General features: G+C 70.9%; 18 protein-coding genes. 7 read left to right on the top strand and 11 right to left on the bottom strand.

Annotation, left to right across the window (positions count from 1 at the left end; genetic code table 11):
* Positions 1–546: 546 nt before the first annotated feature.
* Positions 547–1,446, bottom strand: coding sequence for an RNA polymerase sigma-70 factor (locus AMK16_RS19050; RefSeq protein ID WP_073917203.1), 900 nt, complete (start codon positions 1,444–1,446; stop codon positions 547–549).
* A gap of 91 nt (positions 1,447–1,537) precedes the next feature.
* Positions 1,538–2,773: an NAD(P)/FAD-dependent oxidoreductase gene (locus tag AMK16_RS19045; protein ID WP_073917200.1), complete on the bottom strand. Its 1,236-nt coding sequence runs from the start codon at positions 2,771–2,773 to the stop codon at positions 1,538–1,540.
* A 171-nt stretch (positions 2,774–2,944) separates the two neighbouring features.
* On the opposite strand from AMK16_RS19045, the gene AMK16_RS19040 reads away from it, so the two are divergent.
* The gene (locus AMK16_RS19040; RefSeq protein WP_073917198.1) at positions 2,945–3,355 is read left to right on the top strand and encodes a VOC family protein; all 411 of its coding nucleotides are present in this window, start codon (positions 2,945–2,947) and stop codon (positions 3,353–3,355) included.
* Positions 3,356–3,432: 77 nt separating this feature from the next.
* On the top strand, positions 3,433–3,909 hold the full coding sequence (locus AMK16_RS19035; RefSeq protein WP_073917196.1) for a helix-turn-helix transcriptional regulator: 477 nt from the start codon (positions 3,433–3,435) through the stop codon (positions 3,907–3,909).
* Between the two features lie 140 nt (positions 3,910–4,049).
* Here AMK16_RS19035 and AMK16_RS19030 read toward each other — a convergent pair whose 3' ends face one another.
* The 7 genes from AMK16_RS19030 to AMK16_RS19000 all read right to left on the bottom strand — a co-directional run bounded on the left by AMK16_RS19030 (position 4,050) and on the right by AMK16_RS19000 (position 11,110).
* Positions 4,050–5,438 carry an ATP-grasp domain-containing protein gene (locus AMK16_RS19030; RefSeq protein WP_079191581.1) on the bottom strand — a complete coding sequence of 463 codons (1,389 nt, stop codon included), beginning with the start codon at positions 5,436–5,438 and terminating at the stop codon, positions 4,050–4,052.
* Positions 5,431–6,633, bottom strand: a complete 1,203-nt coding sequence (locus AMK16_RS19025; RefSeq protein WP_199885473.1) for an MFS transporter — start codon at positions 6,631–6,633, stop codon at positions 5,431–5,433. Before AMK16_RS19025 ends, AMK16_RS19030 begins: the two co-directional genes overlap by 8 nt.
* A 10-nt stretch (positions 6,634–6,643) precedes the next feature.
* Positions 6,644–7,213 (bottom strand): RBBP9/YdeN family alpha/beta hydrolase, encoded by a 570-nt coding sequence (locus AMK16_RS19020; RefSeq protein WP_073917192.1) that lies wholly within the window; start codon positions 7,211–7,213, stop codon positions 6,644–6,646.
* A gap of 6 nt (positions 7,214–7,219) precedes the next feature.
* Positions 7,220–8,029, bottom strand: a complete 810-nt coding sequence (locus tag AMK16_RS19015) for an arylamine N-acetyltransferase family protein (RefSeq protein WP_073917190.1) — start codon at positions 8,027–8,029, stop codon at positions 7,220–7,222.
* A 35-nt stretch (positions 8,030–8,064) separates the two neighbouring features.
* Positions 8,065–8,994, bottom strand: coding sequence for an iron-sulfur cluster-binding domain-containing protein (locus AMK16_RS19010; protein ID WP_073917188.1), 930 nt, complete (start codon positions 8,992–8,994; stop codon positions 8,065–8,067).
* On the bottom strand, positions 8,991–9,992 hold the full coding sequence (locus AMK16_RS36245; RefSeq protein ID WP_073917187.1) for a diiron oxygenase: 1,002 nt from the start codon (positions 9,990–9,992) through the stop codon (positions 8,991–8,993). The genes AMK16_RS19010 and AMK16_RS36245 overlap by 4 nt, the downstream gene beginning before the upstream one ends.
* Before the next feature lie 410 nt (positions 9,993–10,402).
* Positions 10,403–11,110 (bottom strand): MmyB family transcriptional regulator, encoded by a 708-nt coding sequence (locus AMK16_RS19000; protein WP_338014456.1) that lies wholly within the window; start codon positions 11,108–11,110, stop codon positions 10,403–10,405.
* Between the two features lie 379 nt (positions 11,111–11,489).
* Between AMK16_RS19000 and AMK16_RS18995 the strand changes: the two genes are divergently transcribed.
* Both AMK16_RS18995 and AMK16_RS18985 read left to right on the top strand, forming a co-directional pair.
* Positions 11,490–13,220 carry a beta-ketoacyl-ACP synthase II gene (locus tag AMK16_RS18995; RefSeq protein WP_079191577.1) on the top strand — a complete coding sequence of 577 codons (1,731 nt, stop codon included), beginning with the start codon at positions 11,490–11,492 and terminating at the stop codon, positions 13,218–13,220.
* Positions 13,221–13,527: 307 nt separating this feature from the next.
* Positions 13,528–13,731: a cold-shock protein gene (locus AMK16_RS18985; RefSeq protein WP_073917182.1), complete on the top strand. Its 204-nt coding sequence runs from the start codon at positions 13,528–13,530 to the stop codon at positions 13,729–13,731.
* A 72-nt stretch (positions 13,732–13,803) separates the two neighbouring features.
* Here AMK16_RS18985 and AMK16_RS18980 read toward each other — a convergent pair whose 3' ends face one another.
* Both AMK16_RS18980 and AMK16_RS18975 read right to left on the bottom strand, forming a co-directional pair.
* A complete protein-coding gene (locus AMK16_RS18980) occupies positions 13,804–14,037 on the bottom strand; it encodes a hypothetical protein (RefSeq protein WP_073917180.1) in 234 nt (77 codons plus the stop codon).
* Between the two features lie 138 nt (positions 14,038–14,175).
* Positions 14,176–15,546, bottom strand: coding sequence for an FAD-binding oxidoreductase (locus AMK16_RS18975; RefSeq protein ID WP_073917178.1), 1,371 nt, complete (start codon positions 15,544–15,546; stop codon positions 14,176–14,178).
* A 281-nt stretch (positions 15,547–15,827) separates the two neighbouring features.
* On the opposite strand from AMK16_RS18975, the gene AMK16_RS18970 reads away from it, so the two are divergent.
* The 3 genes from AMK16_RS18970 (at position 15,828) to AMK16_RS18960 (ending at position 18,458) form a co-directional block, all read left to right on the top strand.
* A complete protein-coding gene (locus tag AMK16_RS18970; RefSeq protein WP_443333587.1) occupies positions 15,828–16,091 on the top strand; it encodes a helix-turn-helix domain-containing protein in 264 nt (87 codons plus the stop codon).
* A 313-nt stretch (positions 16,092–16,404) separates the two neighbouring features.
* Positions 16,405–16,608 (top strand): cold-shock protein, encoded by a 204-nt coding sequence (locus AMK16_RS18965; protein WP_073917174.1) that lies wholly within the window; start codon positions 16,405–16,407, stop codon positions 16,606–16,608.
* A gap of 365 nt (positions 16,609–16,973) precedes the next feature.
* On the top strand, positions 16,974–18,458 hold the full coding sequence (locus tag AMK16_RS18960) for a DEAD/DEAH box helicase (RefSeq protein ID WP_073917172.1): 1,485 nt from the start codon (positions 16,974–16,976) through the stop codon (positions 18,456–18,458).
* Positions 18,459–18,580 lie beyond the last annotated feature (122 nt).

The raw sequence follows: 18,580 nt of genomic DNA, 5'->3' as shown, positions 1-18,580 counted from the left end.
CGCCGGTACAGCTCATCAGTCGTGGCGGGGAGCCCCGTTCCTTAACCCACTGGAGCGCGCACGCAACGAGGTTGACCGCCCCAGCGTCCGGGTCGTGCCAGTCCCCGTTATGGGTCTCGGTCTGCTCCTCAGCGAGCCAGTCGTCCGCGTCCCGTGAGGTTGCAGAGGTCTCAGGTGCCGTCCGCATGACGTCGTCAGGACCGGATACCGAGCCTGGAACCGCCCGGACGGCAACTTCCGCGTGGCTCCGAACGTCCGTCGTCTGCCTTTGCGGTTGGCCATCGGGCAGCCCTTCGGAAGCGCGAACTCTGCGGCCGGCGCGGCTCGAGGTGTGCGCGGCCATGTACTCCTGCACCGCTGCTCTCCGCGATCCGCACGTGCCGAACCCGGCGGCGTCCTCCGCGTCGCCTGCGGCGCGCGCCCCCGGCGGTCGCGGCGTCGGCCGGGCGGAATGCGCGGGGCCGGCCCCGGCCCGCCCCCGGGGCCGGGGCCGGGGCCGGGGCCGGGCCCGAGGCCGGGGCCGGGGCCGGGGCCGGGGCGGGGGGATCAGTGCAGGGTGAGGGGGGTCTGTGAGGCGACGCGGGTGAGTTTTTCCGGGTTGCGGACGTAGTAGAGGCCCGTGATGCGGGCGTCCTCGACGCGGACCGCCATGACGCCGTCGATCTCGCCGTCCAGGTGGACGACGAGTGCCGGGTTGCCGTTGACCACGGTGGGGCCGAGGGTGAGGGGCAGTTGGTTCTTGGCGAGGCCGCCGATCATGAAGCGGGCCACCTTCCGGGCGCCGGTGATCGGTCGCGGAGCCGCGTGCCTGATGCCGCCGCCGTCGCTGACCAGGACGACCTCGGGGGCGAGCACGTCGAGGAGGCCCTGGAGGTCGCCGCTGTCGAGCGCGCGCCGGAACGACTCCACCGCCGCCCGGCTCTCGCTCGCGGACACCACCTCGCGGGGGCGGCGGGCATCGACGTGCCGGCGGGCCCGGTGCGCGATCTGGCGGACGGCCGCCGGACTCTTGTCCACGGCGGCCGCGATCTCGTCATAGCCCACGTCGAAGACCTCGCGCAGGACGAAGACGGCACGCTCGGTGGGCGACAGCGTCTCCAGGACGAGCATGACCGCCATCGACACGCTCTCGGCGAGCTCGACGTCCTGGGCGACGTCCGGCGCGGTGAGCAGCGGCTCGGGCAGCCAGGGGCCGACGTACGCCTCCTTGCGGCGCGTCATGGTCCGCAGCCGGTTGAGCGATTGCCGGGTCGTGATCCGGACCAGGTAGGCGCGCCGGTCGGCGACCTGCCCGAGGTCGACCTCGATCCAGCGCAGCCAGGTCTCCTGCAGGACGTCCTCGGCGTCGGCCGCCGAGCCGAGCATCTCGTAGGCGACGGTGAAGAGCAGATTGCGGTGGGCGACGAAGATCTCGGTCGCCGGATCGGTGGCGCGGTCGGCGCTCATCCACCGGCTCCTTCGGGTCGCGGCCGGCTCCGGTCGCCGGCCTTCGAACGTGCATACACGGCAAGTCCCCTCGGCGTCGACAGTGGTTCGATCACGACCCGCCCTCCGGTGCGTGCCCGCCACGCCCCGGCGCGGCCGCGGCCGGCGCCGCGCGGCGTCCGGCCTCCAGCAGCAGCTGCCGGCGCTTCACACCTCCCGGGATGCGGTGCAGGGCGTACGAACCGGGCGTGGCCGCCTCGCCGGCCAGGTGCCCGAGGACGCCCTTGCACACGATCTCCTTGAGCTTCGCGCCCGGCCGGCCGTCGATGGTGAACCAGACCGCGACGTCGGACCGGTTGGCGAACTGGAAGATGCCGTCGCTCCGGCCCAGGCTGATGCACTGGGCGCCGAACACCGACCTGAGCGGCGAGGGCCGCTCGCCCGCGATCCGGCTGAGCACCGTGTCGGCGGCGCGCGCGCCCAGCGGCATCGCCGCCTGACAGCTCATCCGCAACGGCAGGTCCGATGGCGCCGCCGAGTCCCCGGCCGCGACGATGCGTACGTCGTCCACGCTGGTCAGCGTCTCGTCCGTGAGCAGGCGGCCCACGGCGTCGGTGCTCAGCCCGCTGCGCGCCGCCAGGTCCGGCACACCGAATCCGGCCGTCCAGACGGTCACCTCGCTCGCCGGCGCGCGGCCGTCGCCGAGCCGGACGGCATCGCGGGTCACGGCCGTCACCTTCGTGCCGGGGCCGTCGAGCACACGCACACCGAGCCCGGCAAGCCGCCCGGCCACCGAGCGGCGGCCCCGGGGGTGCAGGTAGGGGCCTAGCGTCCCGCCGCAGACCAGGGTCACGGCGCGGCCCGTCTGCGCCAGCTCGGCGGCGGTCTCGATGCCGGTCGGACCGGCACCGACGACCGTCACCGCGGCCGTCGCGGGAGCCGCCTCCAGGACCGGCCGCAACCGCTGCGCGTCCTCCAGGCTCGCGAGGGGGTGGGCGAACTCGGCCGCTCCCGGCACCCGCGGGACGGCGCTGGCGCTGCCCGCCGCGTAGATCAGGTAGTCGTAGCCGACCGCACCGCCGGACGCCAGCGCCAGCCTGCGCCCGGCCGCGTCGATCCGGGTCACCGTGTCGACCACCAGCCGGACGCCCTCGCCCAGGACCTCGCGGTAGTCGACGACCGCGCCGCCGGTCCCGCCCACCAGCTGGTGCAGCCGGATCCGGTGGACGAAACAGGGCCGCGGGTTGACCAGCGTCACGGACACGCCGTCGCGCCGCGTCAGGCGATTGGCCGCCATGACACCGGCGTATCCGCCGCCGATCACGACCACTTCGGTGTTCTTCGCCATGGTGTTTCCTCCGCTCCGAGGGGTTCGGACACGAGACACCGCACGGCCGCCCCCTGTGACACCGTGTGAGCCGGATCACTCCGAGGCGGGCCGAGGCGAGCCGGGGGAGGCCGGGCGGACACGTCAGGATTCGAGAAGCGGGCGGCGCCGGGGCGCCGTTAACGTGGCGGCATGGACCTCACCATTCACACCACCGTGCTCCCCCACGACGACCCCGACGCCGCTGTCGCCTTCTACCGCGACGTCCTCGGCTTCGAGGTCCGCAGTGACGTCGGGCAGGGCCCGATGCGCTGGATCACGGTCGGTCCCGCCGGGCAGCCCGGCACGTCCATCCTGCTCGCGCCGCCGGCCGCCGACCCGGGGATCACCGAGGAGGAGCGCCGCACCATCGTCGAGATGATGGCCAAGGGCACCTACGGGTGGATCCTGCTGGCCACCCCGGACCTCGACGGCACCTTCGAGAAGCTGCAGGCCACGGACGCCGAGGTGGTCCAGGAGCCGACCGAGCAGCCGTACGGTGTCCGCGACTGCGCCTTCCGCGATCCGGCCGGGAACCTGATCCGCATCCAGCAGACGCGCTGACACGACGGGCCGGGAGGCGGCGGCCGGCGGCTCCCGGCGTCCAGGAGAGGGGTTCTGCCATGTGTCATCCTGCCTGGATGAGCGCACTGACCGCGGCGCAGCGACTGAGTGATCTCGCGCGGCTGCGCCGTGTCCGCGATCGCATCGACCGGGAGTACGAGCAGCCGCTGGACGTCGAGGCGCTCGCCCGGGGCGCGAACATGTCGGCCGGCCACCTCAGCCGACAGTTCCGGCAGGCCTACGGCGAGTCCCCGTACTCGTACCTGATGACGCGGCGCATCGAGCGCGCGATGGCGCTGCTGCGCCGGGGCGACCTCGGCGTCACCGAGGTCTGTTTCGCGGTCGGCTGCTCGTCCCTGGGCACCTTCAGCACGCGCTTCACCGAGCTGGTCGGCATGGCGCCCAGCGTCTACCGGCGCCAGGCGGCGGACGCCGCGGCGGGACTGCCGTCGTGCGTCGCGAAGCAGGTGACCAGACCGGTCAGGAAACGGCAGGCACCGCAGGCCGAGCCCGCCCGGCCCGCCGAGCCGGCCCAGCGCGCCCGGCCCGCCTAGGCTCCCGACCCGCCCGGCTCCTGCGGGCGCGGCCCCCGCCCGTGGTCCGCCCGGGTACTCGGGCGCATGTGCACGAATGCAGGCAGGCCCAGGTCGGTGACCTGGGCCTGCCTGCCTTACCCGGCGCGGGCGGGGGGTGGCTACGCCGGGAGGATCTCCATCAGAGCGCCTCGGCGGTCCAGGTCCAGGACGTGCCGCACGTCGCGTACGAGCGCCTCGGGGTTCGCGTTGGCCAGGACCACCCGGCCGTACGACGTGATCAGGTCGGTGGTCTTCTCGATCCGGTCTCCGGGCGCCTGCTCGCAGGTGTCGAAGAGGTAGCTGTCGAGGCCCCCGCAGGTCTCGCGCACGCGGTTCGCCGCGACCAGGCCCGCCACCGGCGCGGACAGGAAGCACTCGACGATGCCCCGGCGCAGGGACGGCATGGACCGGGTGCGGTGCCGGAAGTCCTGCGGCGCGACCCGGGAGGCCAGGGTCAGGTCGATCAGGGAGTGCGAGGACGCCGCCTCGACCAGCTTCGGGCCGAGCCCCCCGTGCATCCGGGCGCCCGTCTCGATGAGGACCGGGCCGTCCGCGGTGAGGATGAGCTCGCTGTGGGCGGGGCCGTTGTCGATGCCCAGGGCCGCGAGCGCCCGCTCCACGTAGGCCACGATGTCGGGGTGCTCCCCGACCTCCACCGACGACATCGCCCGGTAGACCGGATTGCCGTCGATCGTCTCCTTGGTGTAGCGGAACATGTTGACGACGAACGGCGTGCCGTCGAGGGACACCGAGTCGACCACGAATTCCGGGCCCACCAGCCGCTCCTGCACCAGGAGCTCGGTGATGACCTGGCCGGAGAGGTCCCTGCTCCCGAACAGCCGGTCGCAGGCGGCGCGCACCTCGTCGAGGTCCGAGCAGAAGTACACCCCGTCGGTCGCGAAGGACCGAACCGGCTTCACGACGTACTCGGCCAGGCCGCTGCCGGCACACCACTCGACGAGGGACCCGGTGTCGGACGCCATGTGGTGCGGGATGTAGGGCACGCCCGCGTCGCGCAGGCGGCCCTGCATCAGGAACTTGTCGCGGCGGGCCTCGGAGGGCCCGGAGTTCGGGCGCAGCCCCCAGTGGGCGGCCAGCGCGTCGAAGGCCTCCACGCCCGGCTCCGACCCGCAGATGACGAAGTCCGGCCGGCCGCCGCACAGTTCCTCGACGGCCCGGGCCGTCTGCCCGGTGTCCGAGAAGCGCACCTCGGCGGCGAAGTCGCCGGCCGGGTACGACGCGACGAGGGCGGCGGGCAGGGTGCCCGGGGTGAGCACGGCGATGGCATCCATGCCGTACAGCTCCTTCGCGCGGCGGGCCAGGACCGCCCCGCTGGAGTACGGGTCCACCACCACCAGGGGGCCGGTCACGGAGCCCGGCGCGGCGGCTGCCCCTACGGCGGCGGCTCCCGCCGCGGCTGCTCCCGTGACGGCCGCTCCCGTGACGGCCGCTCCCACGGCCGCCTCTGCCGCTGCGGCTGCGTCTTCGCGGATGTCGAGGTCAGGCATTTTCCAGCACCTTCTCTTCGCGGGCGGGTCGGGGGCTGGGCTCGCCGCTGCGCACCAGGGTCATCGCGAGCGACCCGATGAGCGCGCACCCGGCCGACACCCACAGGGCCGCCTGCCAGTGCCCGCCGTCGAGCAGCTCTCCGTAGACGGCGGCCGCGACGGCTCCGCCCAGGTAGAACGAGGACTGCCGCAGGCCGATCGAGACCATCTGGCGCGCCGGGGCGAAGCCCGACATCGCGACCGTGTCCAGCAGCGGCATCAGGCAGTAGTTGAACAGCAGCCGCAGCAGGTAGAGCACGGCGAAGACGATCAGCGGCACGGTCAGGGACTGCAGCAGCAGGCCGACGACGGCCAGCACGCCGAAGACCGCGGCGCTCGGGCGCAGGGAGAAACGCCGGACCAGCAGCGGGGCGAAGATGGCCCCGAAGATGCTCACGATCTTGTCGCTGCCCAGGATGAGCGAGATGTCACTGACCGAGATGTCGTAGACCTGGGCGAAGAGGACGTTCGCGAACCGGAAGAACAGCGCGATCGACGCGCCGAGGAAGCCGGCCGCGACGAAGAGCGTGACGAAGTTGCGCTTCTCGCCCGGCACCTGGAGGTCCTCCTGCGGGAGCGCCGAGGCCGTCTGCGGGGCCGTGGTGCCCGACGGGATGCGCAGGACGAGCATCACGCAGGCGGCCAGGAACGACAGCAGGAGGAAGAAGCGGTACTTCTCCAGGTCACTCGTGTGGAGCCAGCCGCTGACCAGCGACACCAGCGCGGAACCGATGGCCCCGGCGCCCAGGTAGGAGATGAAGAACGCGCTGAACAGGCGGGTACGGGCGGCCTGCGGCACCTGCCCGCCGGCGATCGCGTTGCCCACCGAGAGCAGCCCCAGCATGCCGGCGAGGATCAGGCTCAGGACGACGGACGCCGAGGCGACCGAGGCCACGAACGGCAGACCGGCGAAGGGCACGGTGTAGAGCACCGACGCCCCGATGAGGAGGGCCCGCTGCGACATGTAGCGCCGCAGGAAGAGCAGCGGGACCACCGCGACCGCCATGGCTCCGGTGGCGATGGCGTAGATCACGCCTGCGTCGCCCTCTTCGATGCCGCGCTCGGCGAGGTAGAAGTTGAACACCACGTCGAAGATGGTGTTGGCGAGCCCCATGAAGAACGAGGCCGCCAGGTAGAAGTAGACGGGCCGTGGCACCGACGAGAATTTACTGCGCAAGGGGGACACGTCCCGGAGTCGTTTCAAGTGCGTTGCCGGAAAGCCGCTCGATCAGCCCCGCCACGTGGCTCCACGGGCCGAAGCCGTCGAGCGTGGCGAAGTGCCCGCCGCCGCTGATGACCTCGACGCTGCTCCCCCACGCCTCCGCGAGCGCCAGGCCGCGCTCCAGCGACAGGTGCGGATCATTGTCGGACACCACGAGGTGCGTCTTCAGCGGGAGCGCCACCGTGGGCAGGGGCGCCTGGGACCGGATGGCCGCAAGCGCCCCGGCCGCGTCGACATCGGCCGGGGCGACGAGCAGCCCGCCGACGACCCGGCTGTCCCAGCGGGTCGCGGCCCACTGCGCGAGCGTCACCGATCCACAGCTGTGCCCGATGAGGAAGACCTCGTCGTCGGTGCCGCGGACGGCCGCGTCGAGCGTGTCGACCCAGCGGCCGCGGTCCACGTCCTCCCAGTCCTCCTGGACCACGCGGGAGAAGCCCTCGAAGGTGTTCTCCAGATGCGTCTGCCAGTGGTCCGGGCCGGAACCGGTGTAGCCGGGTACGGTCAGATAGTGCATGGGGTACTACCTTTCGAGCCCGAGATCGGGCAGGGGAACGGTGAGGCCGAAGTGGCGCGCGAGCACGTCCTGCAGCTGCGCCTCGTCCTCGACGGGGGTCGTGTTGCTGCTGCCGTCCCGCACGACCGTCACGTGCCCGTCGCGCACGCTCACCCGGCCGGCGGGGGTGGGGATGCTCGCCACCTTGTGCTTGTTCAGCAGGCTGTTCGGGGACGCCGTCGTGTAGAAGTGCGCCATCTCCAGGTCGGCTTCGCCGACCGGGGCGTCGACGAAGCGGTAGATGTCGCGCCATTCGGTCGCGTTGGCGGCGTGCTCCATGATCGCCACCGTCCAGACCGGGGCGGCGCCCGTGCTGTCGAGGCCGACCCGGCAGGACAGCGCCGGGTGCTCCACCCGCTCGCCGTCGGCCAGCGGGACCGGACCCCGGGGGCCCTGGGCGCCGTACCCGATGTCGAAGAGCAGGCGCTCGGCGCCGATGGTCACGACGAAGACCTGGTGGGTGGCCGGGCCGAGGCCCTGGGTGGTGGGGTTGACGCAGCTCGCCAGGCGGATCTCGTAGTCGAATCCGCACGCGTCGAACAGCGACTGCATCATCCTCCCGGTCTCGAAGCAGATGCCGCCCCGGCGCCGCTCCACGATGGCCTCGCCCAGCGCCTCTTCGCTCAGGCCCCGTTCCGCGTTGCCGTGCATGCTGAAGTTCTCGAAGGGGACGTTGTAGAGGTGCGCCTCGTGCAGCTGCCGCAGGCACTCGACGGTCGGCTCCAACGGCACCTGGAGTCCGATCCGGCCGGCGTAGCCGGTGATGAGCTGGTTCACAGGGGTCTTCCTGGTCAGGGTGGTGGTCGCCGGCATCAGACGTTGAGCACGAGGCGTGTGCTGATCGACTTGCTGACGCACGGCATCATGTAGCTGGATGCGGCCTTCTCCTGGTCGGTGAGCACCTCGTCGCGATGGTCGATCTGGCCCGTGCGGACCTCGATCTCGCACGTCCCGCAGATGCCCTGTCGGCACGAGGACGGGACGACCACGCCGTGGCGGTTCAGTGCGTCGAGCAGCGGCTGGTGCTGCGGGGCCTGGAAGGTGATGCCGGTCTTGACGCATTCCACTTCCACCGAGTGCGGCATGTCGCCGGCGGCCGCCTCGCGCGCGTCGGTGACCATCTGGCGGGAGCCCGGGGCGCGCTCGACGGCGGCACGCACCGCCGTGACCATCGCGGCCGGGCCGCACACGCCGATGGTGGCGCCGGCCGGTGTGCCGCCGACGACCTCGGCCCAGTCCGGACGCCCCTGCGTCCCGGTGTCGACGGTCACGACACTGCCGTCCTGTTCCCCCGCCAGCCGGCGCAGTCGCCCGAGGAACGGGAACTCCTGCGCGCCGCGGTCGACGTAGACGAGCCGCCAGCCACGCAGCCGGCCGTCGGCCAGGACGGCCAGGACGGGGTTGATGCCCACGCCGCCGGCCAGGAAGTGGGTGAAGGGCGTCAGGTTCTGCGCCGTGAAGTGCCCGGCCGGGTCACCGACGCGGACGGCAGCGCCGACGTGCATGCGGGGCGAGAGGTGGTCGCGCGGCGCGCCCCGGTGGCGGTTGCGGATCGCCAGCTCGTACCCCTCCTCGCCGGCCGCCAGGACCGTGAAGGTCTTGAACCGCGGGCCCACGCGCAGGTTGACGTGCTGGCCGGGCACGGCGGCGGGCAGCGGGGAGCCGCCCGGTGCCTGCGCGAGCCAGTACTGGGTGACCGTCGGCGTCAGGGCGCGCGCCGCCTGGACGATGGCCGCTCTCACGCGATCAGCCCCGATTCCTGGAAGGCTTCGAGGGTGGCGCCGTGTTTCAGGGCCCCGGCCTCGACGAAGTACTGGAGGGTGGGCGCGGCGCCGCGGCGCACGTCGTCCACCACCTTGTCGCGCGTGTAGACGTCGCTCATGACCTGCTCCACTTCTCGGGCGCCCAAGCCGGCGGCGCTCAGCCCCAGGGCGGCGCTCGTGTAGTCCGGTTCCAGGAACGCGAAGATCAGCTGCGGGATGTACGGGCCGGCCAGCTCCCGTTCCTTCCGGCTCATCGCGGGCCACAGGAAGCGCAGCAGCGTCGAGAAGTACGAGTGGTGCTTGGCTTCGTCGACCGCGTGATCGGCGACCATGTCGCGGACGCCCTCGGGGAGCCTCTTGTCCTCGGGCAGTTCGTCGAGGATCGAGGAGATGAGCGTCTCGCTGACGATGGCGAACAGCATCTCGTCGAGGCCGCGGATCTCGGCCGGCAGTTCCTCGTGGATCCTCGCCAGCTCCGAGGTGAAGGTGGGGGTGGACGGGAGGGCCGGGTCGATCCGGGTGCGGGTCCGTACCTGGCGCAGGATCTCGTAGGTGAACTGCGCGTGCCAGGCCTCGTCCGTCACGATCTTGAAGGCGTCCAGGCGCATGGGCTCGGGCAGGTCCAGTCCCGACATGCCGCGGCTGATGTGCCCGGTGACCGGGATGACGGCGCTCTGCTCCAGGTCGATCGTGAACGTGAGGTACTCGTAGAGGCGGTGGACCAGCACCGTCTCACGGACGTGGGGCTCCGCCGCCTGAAGGAGCGGATGTGAGAGGGCGGGCACGAGTTCGGGGCTGAAGAAGAGCTCGCCGTCGCCGTCCAGCATCCGCACGGGGTTGTTCCGGACGGTGGCGACTCGTTCCCAGGTACGGAAGCGGCTGCGGTAGTCGGCTTCGACAGAAGCCTGGTCGAGGCGATTCTGGTGCCGGCGGGCGAGAACGGTCCGATTGGCCGTGCTCGCGAATTGCAGTGCCATGCTCAAACCTTCATGTGACTGCTCAGGTCGTCGGTGTGACCTGCGTGTGATGGTGTCATTGGCTTTTTCGTGGGTTTCTCGACGCGCCGCCCTTTTGCACCTGGGGATCTGCCCGCGTGCGGCGGAATGGAACCGACCGGTTATCGGCCTCGCAGGTGAGCGATTGTCCGAAACGGTTCGGCGATACGAGGATGTCCACCGGCGCAAGCACCCGTCAAGCGGCAGAAGTTTGCCGCTGGACCGGCTTGTCCGGTTCGTCGGCATTCGGGAGCACCGAAAAGGCGCAAATGAAAGGCGACCGGCAAATGATTGCCGGTCGCCTGTCGGGGAAGGGCCGCCGAATCCCGGGGATCCATGAGCGGCAGGAATGTGCCGCTTACGGCCGTGTGGAATCGTGTGTAAGGTGTTCGTTATTCCGCCGGACCACCGGACTGCTGCTCCGGAATGAGCGCGCAGGGCGGCAGGACGGTCTTCTGCGGGAGCAGCATGACGCAGCGCAGACCGTGCTGATAGGCGGGCAGGAGTACCTGGGAGGTGACGGTGATCTGTTCGGGCGACACGTGCGGCAGGGCCAGCCGGTACCGGTGTCCCTGGCGGAACGCGACGACCTTCGGCCCCTGCGCCCACAGCCGGCGGCATTCGGGATCCTCCAGGACCTGCTGGAGGAGGACGTCGAGCGAGGCCTTGCGCGAGCCGCCCGTGGCCAGCGCGAACCGCAGCATGGCCAGGTAGACCTCCGCGTGCCGGCGCCAGTCCAGCATCTGCTCCCGCGCCCCGGGCTCGGTCAGGGCCCAGCGCATGAGGTTGGCGCCCGGTTCCAGCACCCAGGGGAACCAGGTGGACATCAGGGTGTTGTAGCCCAGGATGTTCCAGCAGCCGTCCGTCAGGTACGCCGGGAAGCCGGTCTGCGCGGTCACCATGTGCAGCAGCGCGAGCTGCCCTTCGGCCGCGTCCTGTTCATCGGTCAGCGCCAGTCCGGCGCCGTCGAGTGCGCGGCTGTAGAGAACCATGCGCTCGTCGGGCCCCAGTACGAGGGCCTGGGAGAGCCGGCCCAGGATCTCACTGGAGAGCGAGACGGAGTCCCCCGCTTCGAGGCTCCGGTACCAGCGCTCGCTCACCCCCATGAGCTCGGCGACCTCTTTTTGCGGAATTGCTTTTCCCCGCCGCAATTTGACGCCCGCGTCGATGCGCCAAACACGAAGAAGTTGTGACAACTTCATTGCTTGAGCATGAAGATCCGGCGCAAAAGCGCGATGATGAACGCCAGCTGTCCCCATCGTAAACTCCCCCAGCGATGGCGCGTATTAGACGCATGATCTGCGAGTCGAAGTGTACAGCTCCCCCTGTCATTGTTTGTCGACTTCCATCCCTCTTTGCGGCGCGCCGAGTGACGAGCGTCTCAGGTCCTTGCGTGGACGCCCTCAAGGCGGCTTTCATTCAATCAACTGTCCACCGCAGACTGGCGGTTGACGGTCAGGAACAGGAAAGCAGATCTTCATGCAGCAGCCGCCCACACCTCACGGCCGGCCCCATGCGGTGACCGGGGCCACAAAGCGCCGGGTCGTGATTACCGGCCTCGGTGCGATCACCCCTCTCGGTATCGGCGTGCAGCCGCTGTGGCAGGGCCTCCTCGAAGGACGGGGCGGCGTGCGGCCGCTGGCCGGTGAGGAGTTCTCGGACCAGCCCGTGCGCATCGCCGCCACCGTCTCGGACGACCTCGCCGGGCTGCTGCCCAGGGCCCGGGCCCGGCGGATGAACCGCGCGGCCCAGTTCGCCGTCATCGCCGCCCGGGAGGCGTGGCGGGACGCCGGCTTCGACCTCGCGGGAACCGTCGGGAGCGGACTCGCCCCCGACCGGGTGGGCGTGTGCGTCGGCACGATCATCGGCGGCGCCCCCGTGCTGGTCGAGGGGGACCGCCGGCTGCGTGACAAGGGCCCGCGCGGCGTCTCGCCGCTCGCCGCGCCGATGACGGTGCCCTCCCAGGCCGCCGCCCAGATCTCGCTCGACCTGAACATCACCGGCGAGGCCCGGACCGTCGTGAGTGCCTGCGCCTCGGGGACCGAGGCCATCGGGCAGGCCATCGACCGCATCCGCTATGGCCACGTCGACGTCGCCCTGGCGGGAGGAGCCGAAGCGGCCGTCACGCCCGCGGTGATGGCCGCCTTCTGCGCCATGCGCGCCCTGTCCACGCGCAACGACGAGCCCGGCCGGGCGTCCCGGCCGTTCGCCAAGGACCGCGACGGGTTCGTCCACGGCGAGGGCGCCGCGCTGCTCGTCCTGGAGTCCGAGGAACACGCCCTGGCACGCGGCGCCCGGATCTACGGGGAAGCCGCCGGCTGGGGCCTGTCGGCGGACGCCCACCACATCGTCGCGCCCGACCCCTCGGGGGACGGGATCGTCCTCGCGCTGCGGCGCGCGCTCGCCGACGCCGGTTCCACCCCGGCCGACATCGTCCACGTCAACGCGCACGCCACCGCCACCGTGGAGGGGGATCTCGCCGAGGCCACGGCGCTGCGCCGCCTCCTGGCCGAGCGGGACGCCGCGGCGCCGCGCGTCCCGGTGACGGCGGTGAAGGGGAACGTGGGCCATCTCCAGGGCGCCGCCGGGGCGGTGGCAGCGGTGGTCGCCGCCCTCACGCTCCACCACGGGAAGGTCCCCCCGACGATCGGCTGCGACGATCTCGACGATGCCTGCGACCTGGACCTGGTCACGGGGGCGCCCCGCGCGCTGCCGGACTCCGGCGACATCGTCCTGAGCAATTCCTTCGGTTTCGGCGGTCACAACGCGGTGCTCGCCCTTCGACCCGCCCGCCCGGTCCGTGCGAGAGAGGCAGGCGCCGCAAGCGCACACACGTCCCAGGACCTGGTCCGGGAATTCCACGAGGCCTTCGGCCTGGACGCCGCATCCGGCCCGGTCGGCGTCACACCGGAACTGGCCCGGCACCGCCAGGTGCTCCTGGAGGAGGAGGTGGCCGAACTGGGTGAGGCGACCGCGTCCGGGCGCCTGGTGGACATCGCGCACGAACTGGCCGATGTGGTCTACCTCGCATACGGGACCGCCGTCGTGCACGGCATCGACCTCGACGCCGTGCTGGCCGAGGTCCACCGCGCCAACATGTCCAAGCTGGGACCGGACGGGCGCCCCGTCCTGCGGGAGGACGGCAAGGTGCTCAAGGGAGCGGGCTACCGGCCGCCGCGGGTGGCCGACGTCCTGCGCGCACAGTCATAGGAAGACGCTGCACCACACGCAATTCAATATCTGCTCCCGCGGTGGGAGGGTTTTACGGTCCCGGCGGTCAGGGTTCTTATCGCGGCGGCTGGAGTCGAATTCCACACCTCCGACGGCCGGTTGTGGCGTGCTACTGTCGTTCTCAGTTGCAGTTGTGGTTCCCAAAACTTACAAGTGCCCCCACCCCGCTTCGGCGCGGTGGGAGTACTTTTGTATTTCCGGTCTTATTCCGGTCGGGGTGATCATCGCGGCGACACGGTATCCGCACGGTGTGGATACCGGTGTACTGCCCCTAAGGAGATATGACATGGCTGCTGGTACCGTGAAGTGGTTCAACGCGGAAAAGGGCTTCGGCTTCATCGAGCAGGACGGTGGCGGCGCTGACGTGTTCGCCCACTACTCGAACATCGCCGCCCAGGGCTTCCGCGAGCTCCAGGAAGGCCAGAAGGTCATCTTCGACATCGCGCAGGGCCAGAAGGGCCCGACGGCCGAGAACATCGTTCCCGCCTGACGCTGACGCGCAATACGTAGCTGGGGCTCACATCCTTCGGGGTGTGGGCCCCAGCTGCTTGCGTTTCAGGTGTCAGCTGCCGGTGCGCCGGTAGTGCGGGCTGCGCTGCTGCGGAACCGTTCGCAGGCGGCGCGGTCCGTCCCCCCGCGGCCCGGTATCGCGGTGCCGGCCGAGCGCCTGCCCGGCCCGCAACCCGCGCCGGCCCTTGCCGGCGCCCGCGCGGGGCACCGCGACCGACGGGGCGAGTACGAGAGCGGTGATGATCGCTACCACCACGCTGAGGATGAGTACGGTACTCACTGTCATGGTCCCGCCTTCCTGCAGGTGACTGATCCATTCTCCTCACCCAGTGTTACCCCTTAGCACGGAGGTAAACACGTTGTGTGATCGAAGGTGCGTCACCCCTGACCGGAAGGCCGTGCCTGGTGGCCCTTCTCCACGCACTTACGGCGTGATGTTCTGGTTGAGGTGGAACAGGTTCCCCGGGTCGTAGAGGCGCTTGACCTCCACGAGGCGGTCGTAATTGCCCCGGTAGTTGGCCCGTACCCGGTCCTGGTCGTCCCCGGCCATGAAGTTGACGTAACCGCCCTCCTCCGAGTGCGGGGCGGTCGCCTCGTAGTAGTCGCGCACCCAGGCCGTGTTGGCCTCGTTGTCGGCCGGGTCGGGCCACATGCCGGCGATGACGGTGGCGAAGGAGGCGTCCCGGTAGGCGAAGGCCGTCGCCTCCGGAGCGACGCGGTGGCACGCGCCGTCGATGGGATAGATGTGCACCGTCGAATTCACCGCCGGCAGGTCGGGCGCGTGCCGCGTATGGGCCTCGATCGCCCCGTCGCCGAGCTCGGTCACGAAGTTGGCCTTCCAGTAGTGCTGGAGGCCGGGCGGCACGAGTGCGTCGAAGGCGCTGTTGAGCGCCGGGTACGGCATGGGTCCGACGTGCTCGGCGACCACCGGCGCGAAGTCGTGGAACGGCTGGAGGGCGCGCCCGCCCTCGTCGAGCGCGCCCGCCCAGCAGGAGACGACCAGGATGAACGGCTCGCCGTGCCGGTCCTCGGGGATGAAGGGGAGCGGCGGGGCCATCTGGAAGGCCGGGAAGCCGCCCAGTTCCTCCGGGGCCTTCCCGATGAAGTCGCGGAAGGAGCGCAGGACGGTCGCGGCGTCGGCCATCTCGTAGAGGATCGGTCCGCCGTACACGTCCTTCACCTCGGCGAGCTTGAACTCCAGCGAGGTGACCACGCCGAAGTTGCCGCCGCCGCCGCGCAGCGCCCAGAAGAGGTCCGCGTTCTCCTCCTCGTTCGCGACGAGGAACCGGCCGTCGGCGGTCACCACATCCGCCGAGACGAGGTTGTCGCAGCTCAGGCCCAGTTTGCGGGAGAGGTATCCGATACCGCCGCCGAGGGTCAGCCCGCTGACGCCCGTGGTCGAGATGATCCCGCCGGTCGTCGCCAGGCCGAAGGCGTAGGTGGCCGCGTTGAAGTCGCCCCAGGTCGCTCCGCCCTCGGCGCGCGCCGTCCGCCGCGCGGGATCGACGCGGACGCCGCGCATTCCGGAGAGGTCGGCCACCACGCCGTCGTCACAGGTGCCGAAGCCGGGCACGCTGTGGCCGCCGCCGCGGACCGCGAGATCCAGCTCGTTCTCCCGGGCGAAGTCGACCGCGGCCATCACGTCGCCGGCGTGGGTGCAGCGCACCACGACTGCCGGCCGCTTGTCGATCATGGCGTTGTAGACCTTGCGTGCCTCTTCGTAGCCGTCGTCGTCCGAGGTGACCACGACTCCGCGTACCCGTTCCCGCAACTGATCGATCGATAGCCTGCCCATGGCCGTCGCTCCTCGCGCCCGTGTGTCCCCCTGCCCCCTGTCCCCTGTTGTTTTGTGCGTCCCCTCTCCACGTTTCACGCTACGCCGATGGGCCGCACCCTCAACTCGTCGCCCGGGCAAAAGATTGCATGCGGGAGAGAACTCCTGAAGCAAATTCCGGAGGAAATCTGTCCCGGTCGGAGTAGACATGGTCAGCCATCAGGGTTAGCGTCTCTGGCGTGACATCTGAGAAGTCCCCGCTCTCCGACAGCCTCGACGACGACGACTACCCCGCCTACACGATGGGCCGGGCCGCCGAAATGCTCGGCACCACCCCCGCCTTCCTCCGCGCCCTGGGCGAAGCACGCCTGATCACCCCACTGCGCTCCTCCGGCGGCCACCGGCGCTTCTCCCGCTACCAGCTGCGCGTCGCCGCCCGGGCCCGTGAGCTCGTCGACAGCGGGACGCCGGTGGAGGCGGCCTGCCGGATCATCGTGCTGGAGGACCAGCTCGAAGAGGCGCTCCAGCTGAACGAGGAGATGCGGCGCGGGCACGAAAAGCCTTGAGGGGCGACACCGTTTATATGACTTACAGGCAGGCATATCTGCCGCTGCCGATGCAGAATTACGAACGGCCGCTCGGGGAGGCCGACGGCGCGCGTGTGGGACGGCCTACATTTCCGCGCCGTCCGGCACCTCCTGTGCTACTGTGATCTCAGTTGCAGTTGTGGTTCCCAAAAACTTACAAGTGCTCTCACCGGACTTTTCCGGTGCGGGCGCTTTTCATTTGCCGGTGCAGTTTTCCGGTCGGGGCAATCATCGCGGCGACTCCGGAGATCGCACAGTGCGGTTCCGGGCACTGCCCCAAAGGAGAATTCATATGGCATCTGGCACCGTGAAGTGGTTCAACGCGGAAAAGGGCTTCGGCTTCATCGAGCAGGAGGGCGGCGGCGCTGACGTCTTCGCTCACTACTCGAACATCGCCGCTTCTGGCTTCCGTGAGCTTCAGGAAGGCCAGAAGGTTACCTTCGACGTCACGCAGGGCCAGAAGGGCCCGCAGGCCGAGAACATCGTTCCCGCCTGACGCTGACGCGTACACGTAGCTGGGGCCCGCACCTTGGGTGCGGGCCCCAGCTCGTTGCTTTTCCCCCGCCCACGCCCGTCGGCTCCCGACGGTTGCGTGTGCGCGGCGGGTGACGGCGCCCGGCGCCGGCCCGCCTCACCGTCCGGCCGGGCGGCCGCGTCGTCCACGACGAAGCACCGCCTCGCCCCCGCCTCGTAAGACGTCCGTCCGCCGTTTCCCGGCTTTCCGACGCACCGCGCGGCACTCTCTCCCGCAGACCCGTCCGTTGATCGCGGTACGGCTCTGCCTCGTCTTTCTTCGGCTCGTTCTCGCGAATCCCCTTGCCGGGAATTCCTCGATACGCGCCGCATCGAGGAAGGTTCTGCATGAACCGCACCACTCGCACGAACGACCGCTATTCCCGCACCCGTACCGGTGGCGGCCAGGGCGGCGCTCCGCGCACCGGCCGCTCCGGCGCTCCGGCACGTTCCGGCGGCCCCGCCCGTTCGGGCTACGGCGGCCGGCGTCCCGCCGCGGTGCAGGGTGAATTCGCCCTGCCCAAGACCATCACCCCCGCGCTCCCCGCCGTCGAGGCCTTCGCCGATCTCGACATGCCCGGTGAGCTGCTCGCCGCGCTCGGCGCCCAGGGGATGTCGGTGCCGTTCCCGATCCAGGCCGCGACCCTGCCGAACTCCCTCGCGGGCCGCGACGTACTGGGCCGCGGACGCACCGGCTCCGGCAAGACCCTCGCCTTCGGCCTCGCGCTGCTGGCCCGCACCGCCGGACAGCGCGCCGAGGCCCGCCAGCCCCTGGCGCTGGTCCTCGTACCGACCCGCGAGCTCGCTCAGCAGGTCACCGACGCGCTGACGCCCTACGCCCGCGCCGTGCAGCTGCGTCTGGCGACCGTGGTCGGCGGCATGCCCATCGGCCGCCAGGCCAACGCGCTCAGGAACGGCGCCGAGATCGTCGTCGCGACCCCCGGACGCCTCAAGGACCTCATCGAGCGCGGCGACTGCCGGCTGAACCAGGTCGGCATCACGGTGCTGGACGAGGCCGACCAGATGGCCGACATGGGCTTCATGCCGCAGGTCACCGCCCTGCTCGACCAGGTGCGCCCCGAGGGCCAGCGGATGCTGTTCTCCGCCACCCTCGACCGCAACGTCGACCTGCTCGTGCGCCGCTACCTGACCGACCCGGTCGTGCACTCCGTCGACCCCTCGGCCGGCGCGGTCACCACCATGGAGCACCACGTGCTGCACGTCCACGGCGCGGACAAGCACGCGGCGACCACCGAGATCGCCGCCCGCGAGGGCCGGGTGATCATGTTCCTGGACACCAAGCACGCCGTCGACCGCCTCACCGAGCACCTGCTCAGCAGCGGGGTCCGAGCCGCCGCCCTGCACGGCGGGAAGTCGCAGCCGCAGCGCACCCGGACCCTGACCCAGTTCAAGTCCGGGCACGTCACCGTCCTGGTGGCGACCAACGTCGCGGCGCGCGGCATCCACGTCGACAACCTCGACCTCGTCGTGAACGTGGACCCGCCCACCGACCCCAAGGACTACCTGCACCGCGGCGGCCGCACCGCGCGCGCCGGCGAGTCGGGCAGCGTGGTCACCCTGGTCACGCCGAACCAGCGCCGTGACATGACCCGCCTCATGGCCGCCGCCGGTATCACCCCGCAGACCACCCAGGTCCGCGCGGGCGAAGAGGCCCTGAACCGGATCACGGGAGCGCAGGCCCCTTCGGGCATCCCCGTCACGATCACCGCGCCCCGGCAGGACCGGCCGGAGCGCAGTGCGCGTTCCTCCCGCGGACGGCGCAGCCGCCCCGCCCAGGAGCGTCGCCGTTCCATGGGCATGGCCGCCGCCTGACCGGGGCGGACGGGCGGGTGGTTTGGCCTTCGCGCCGTACCGCCCGCGCCGCCCCGCCCCGCTCGGCCGGCCCCGTCCCGGCCCGTCCGTTCGTCCCCGCGTACCCCTTCCCGTCTGTGAGG

This window comes from Streptomyces sp. CB00455 (assembly GCF_001905445.1).
GTDB lineage: Bacteria > Actinomycetota > Actinomycetes > Streptomycetales > Streptomycetaceae > Streptomyces.
Note: the sequence above shows the minus strand (reverse complement) of the source record. Positions and strands in the feature narration are given on the sequence as shown.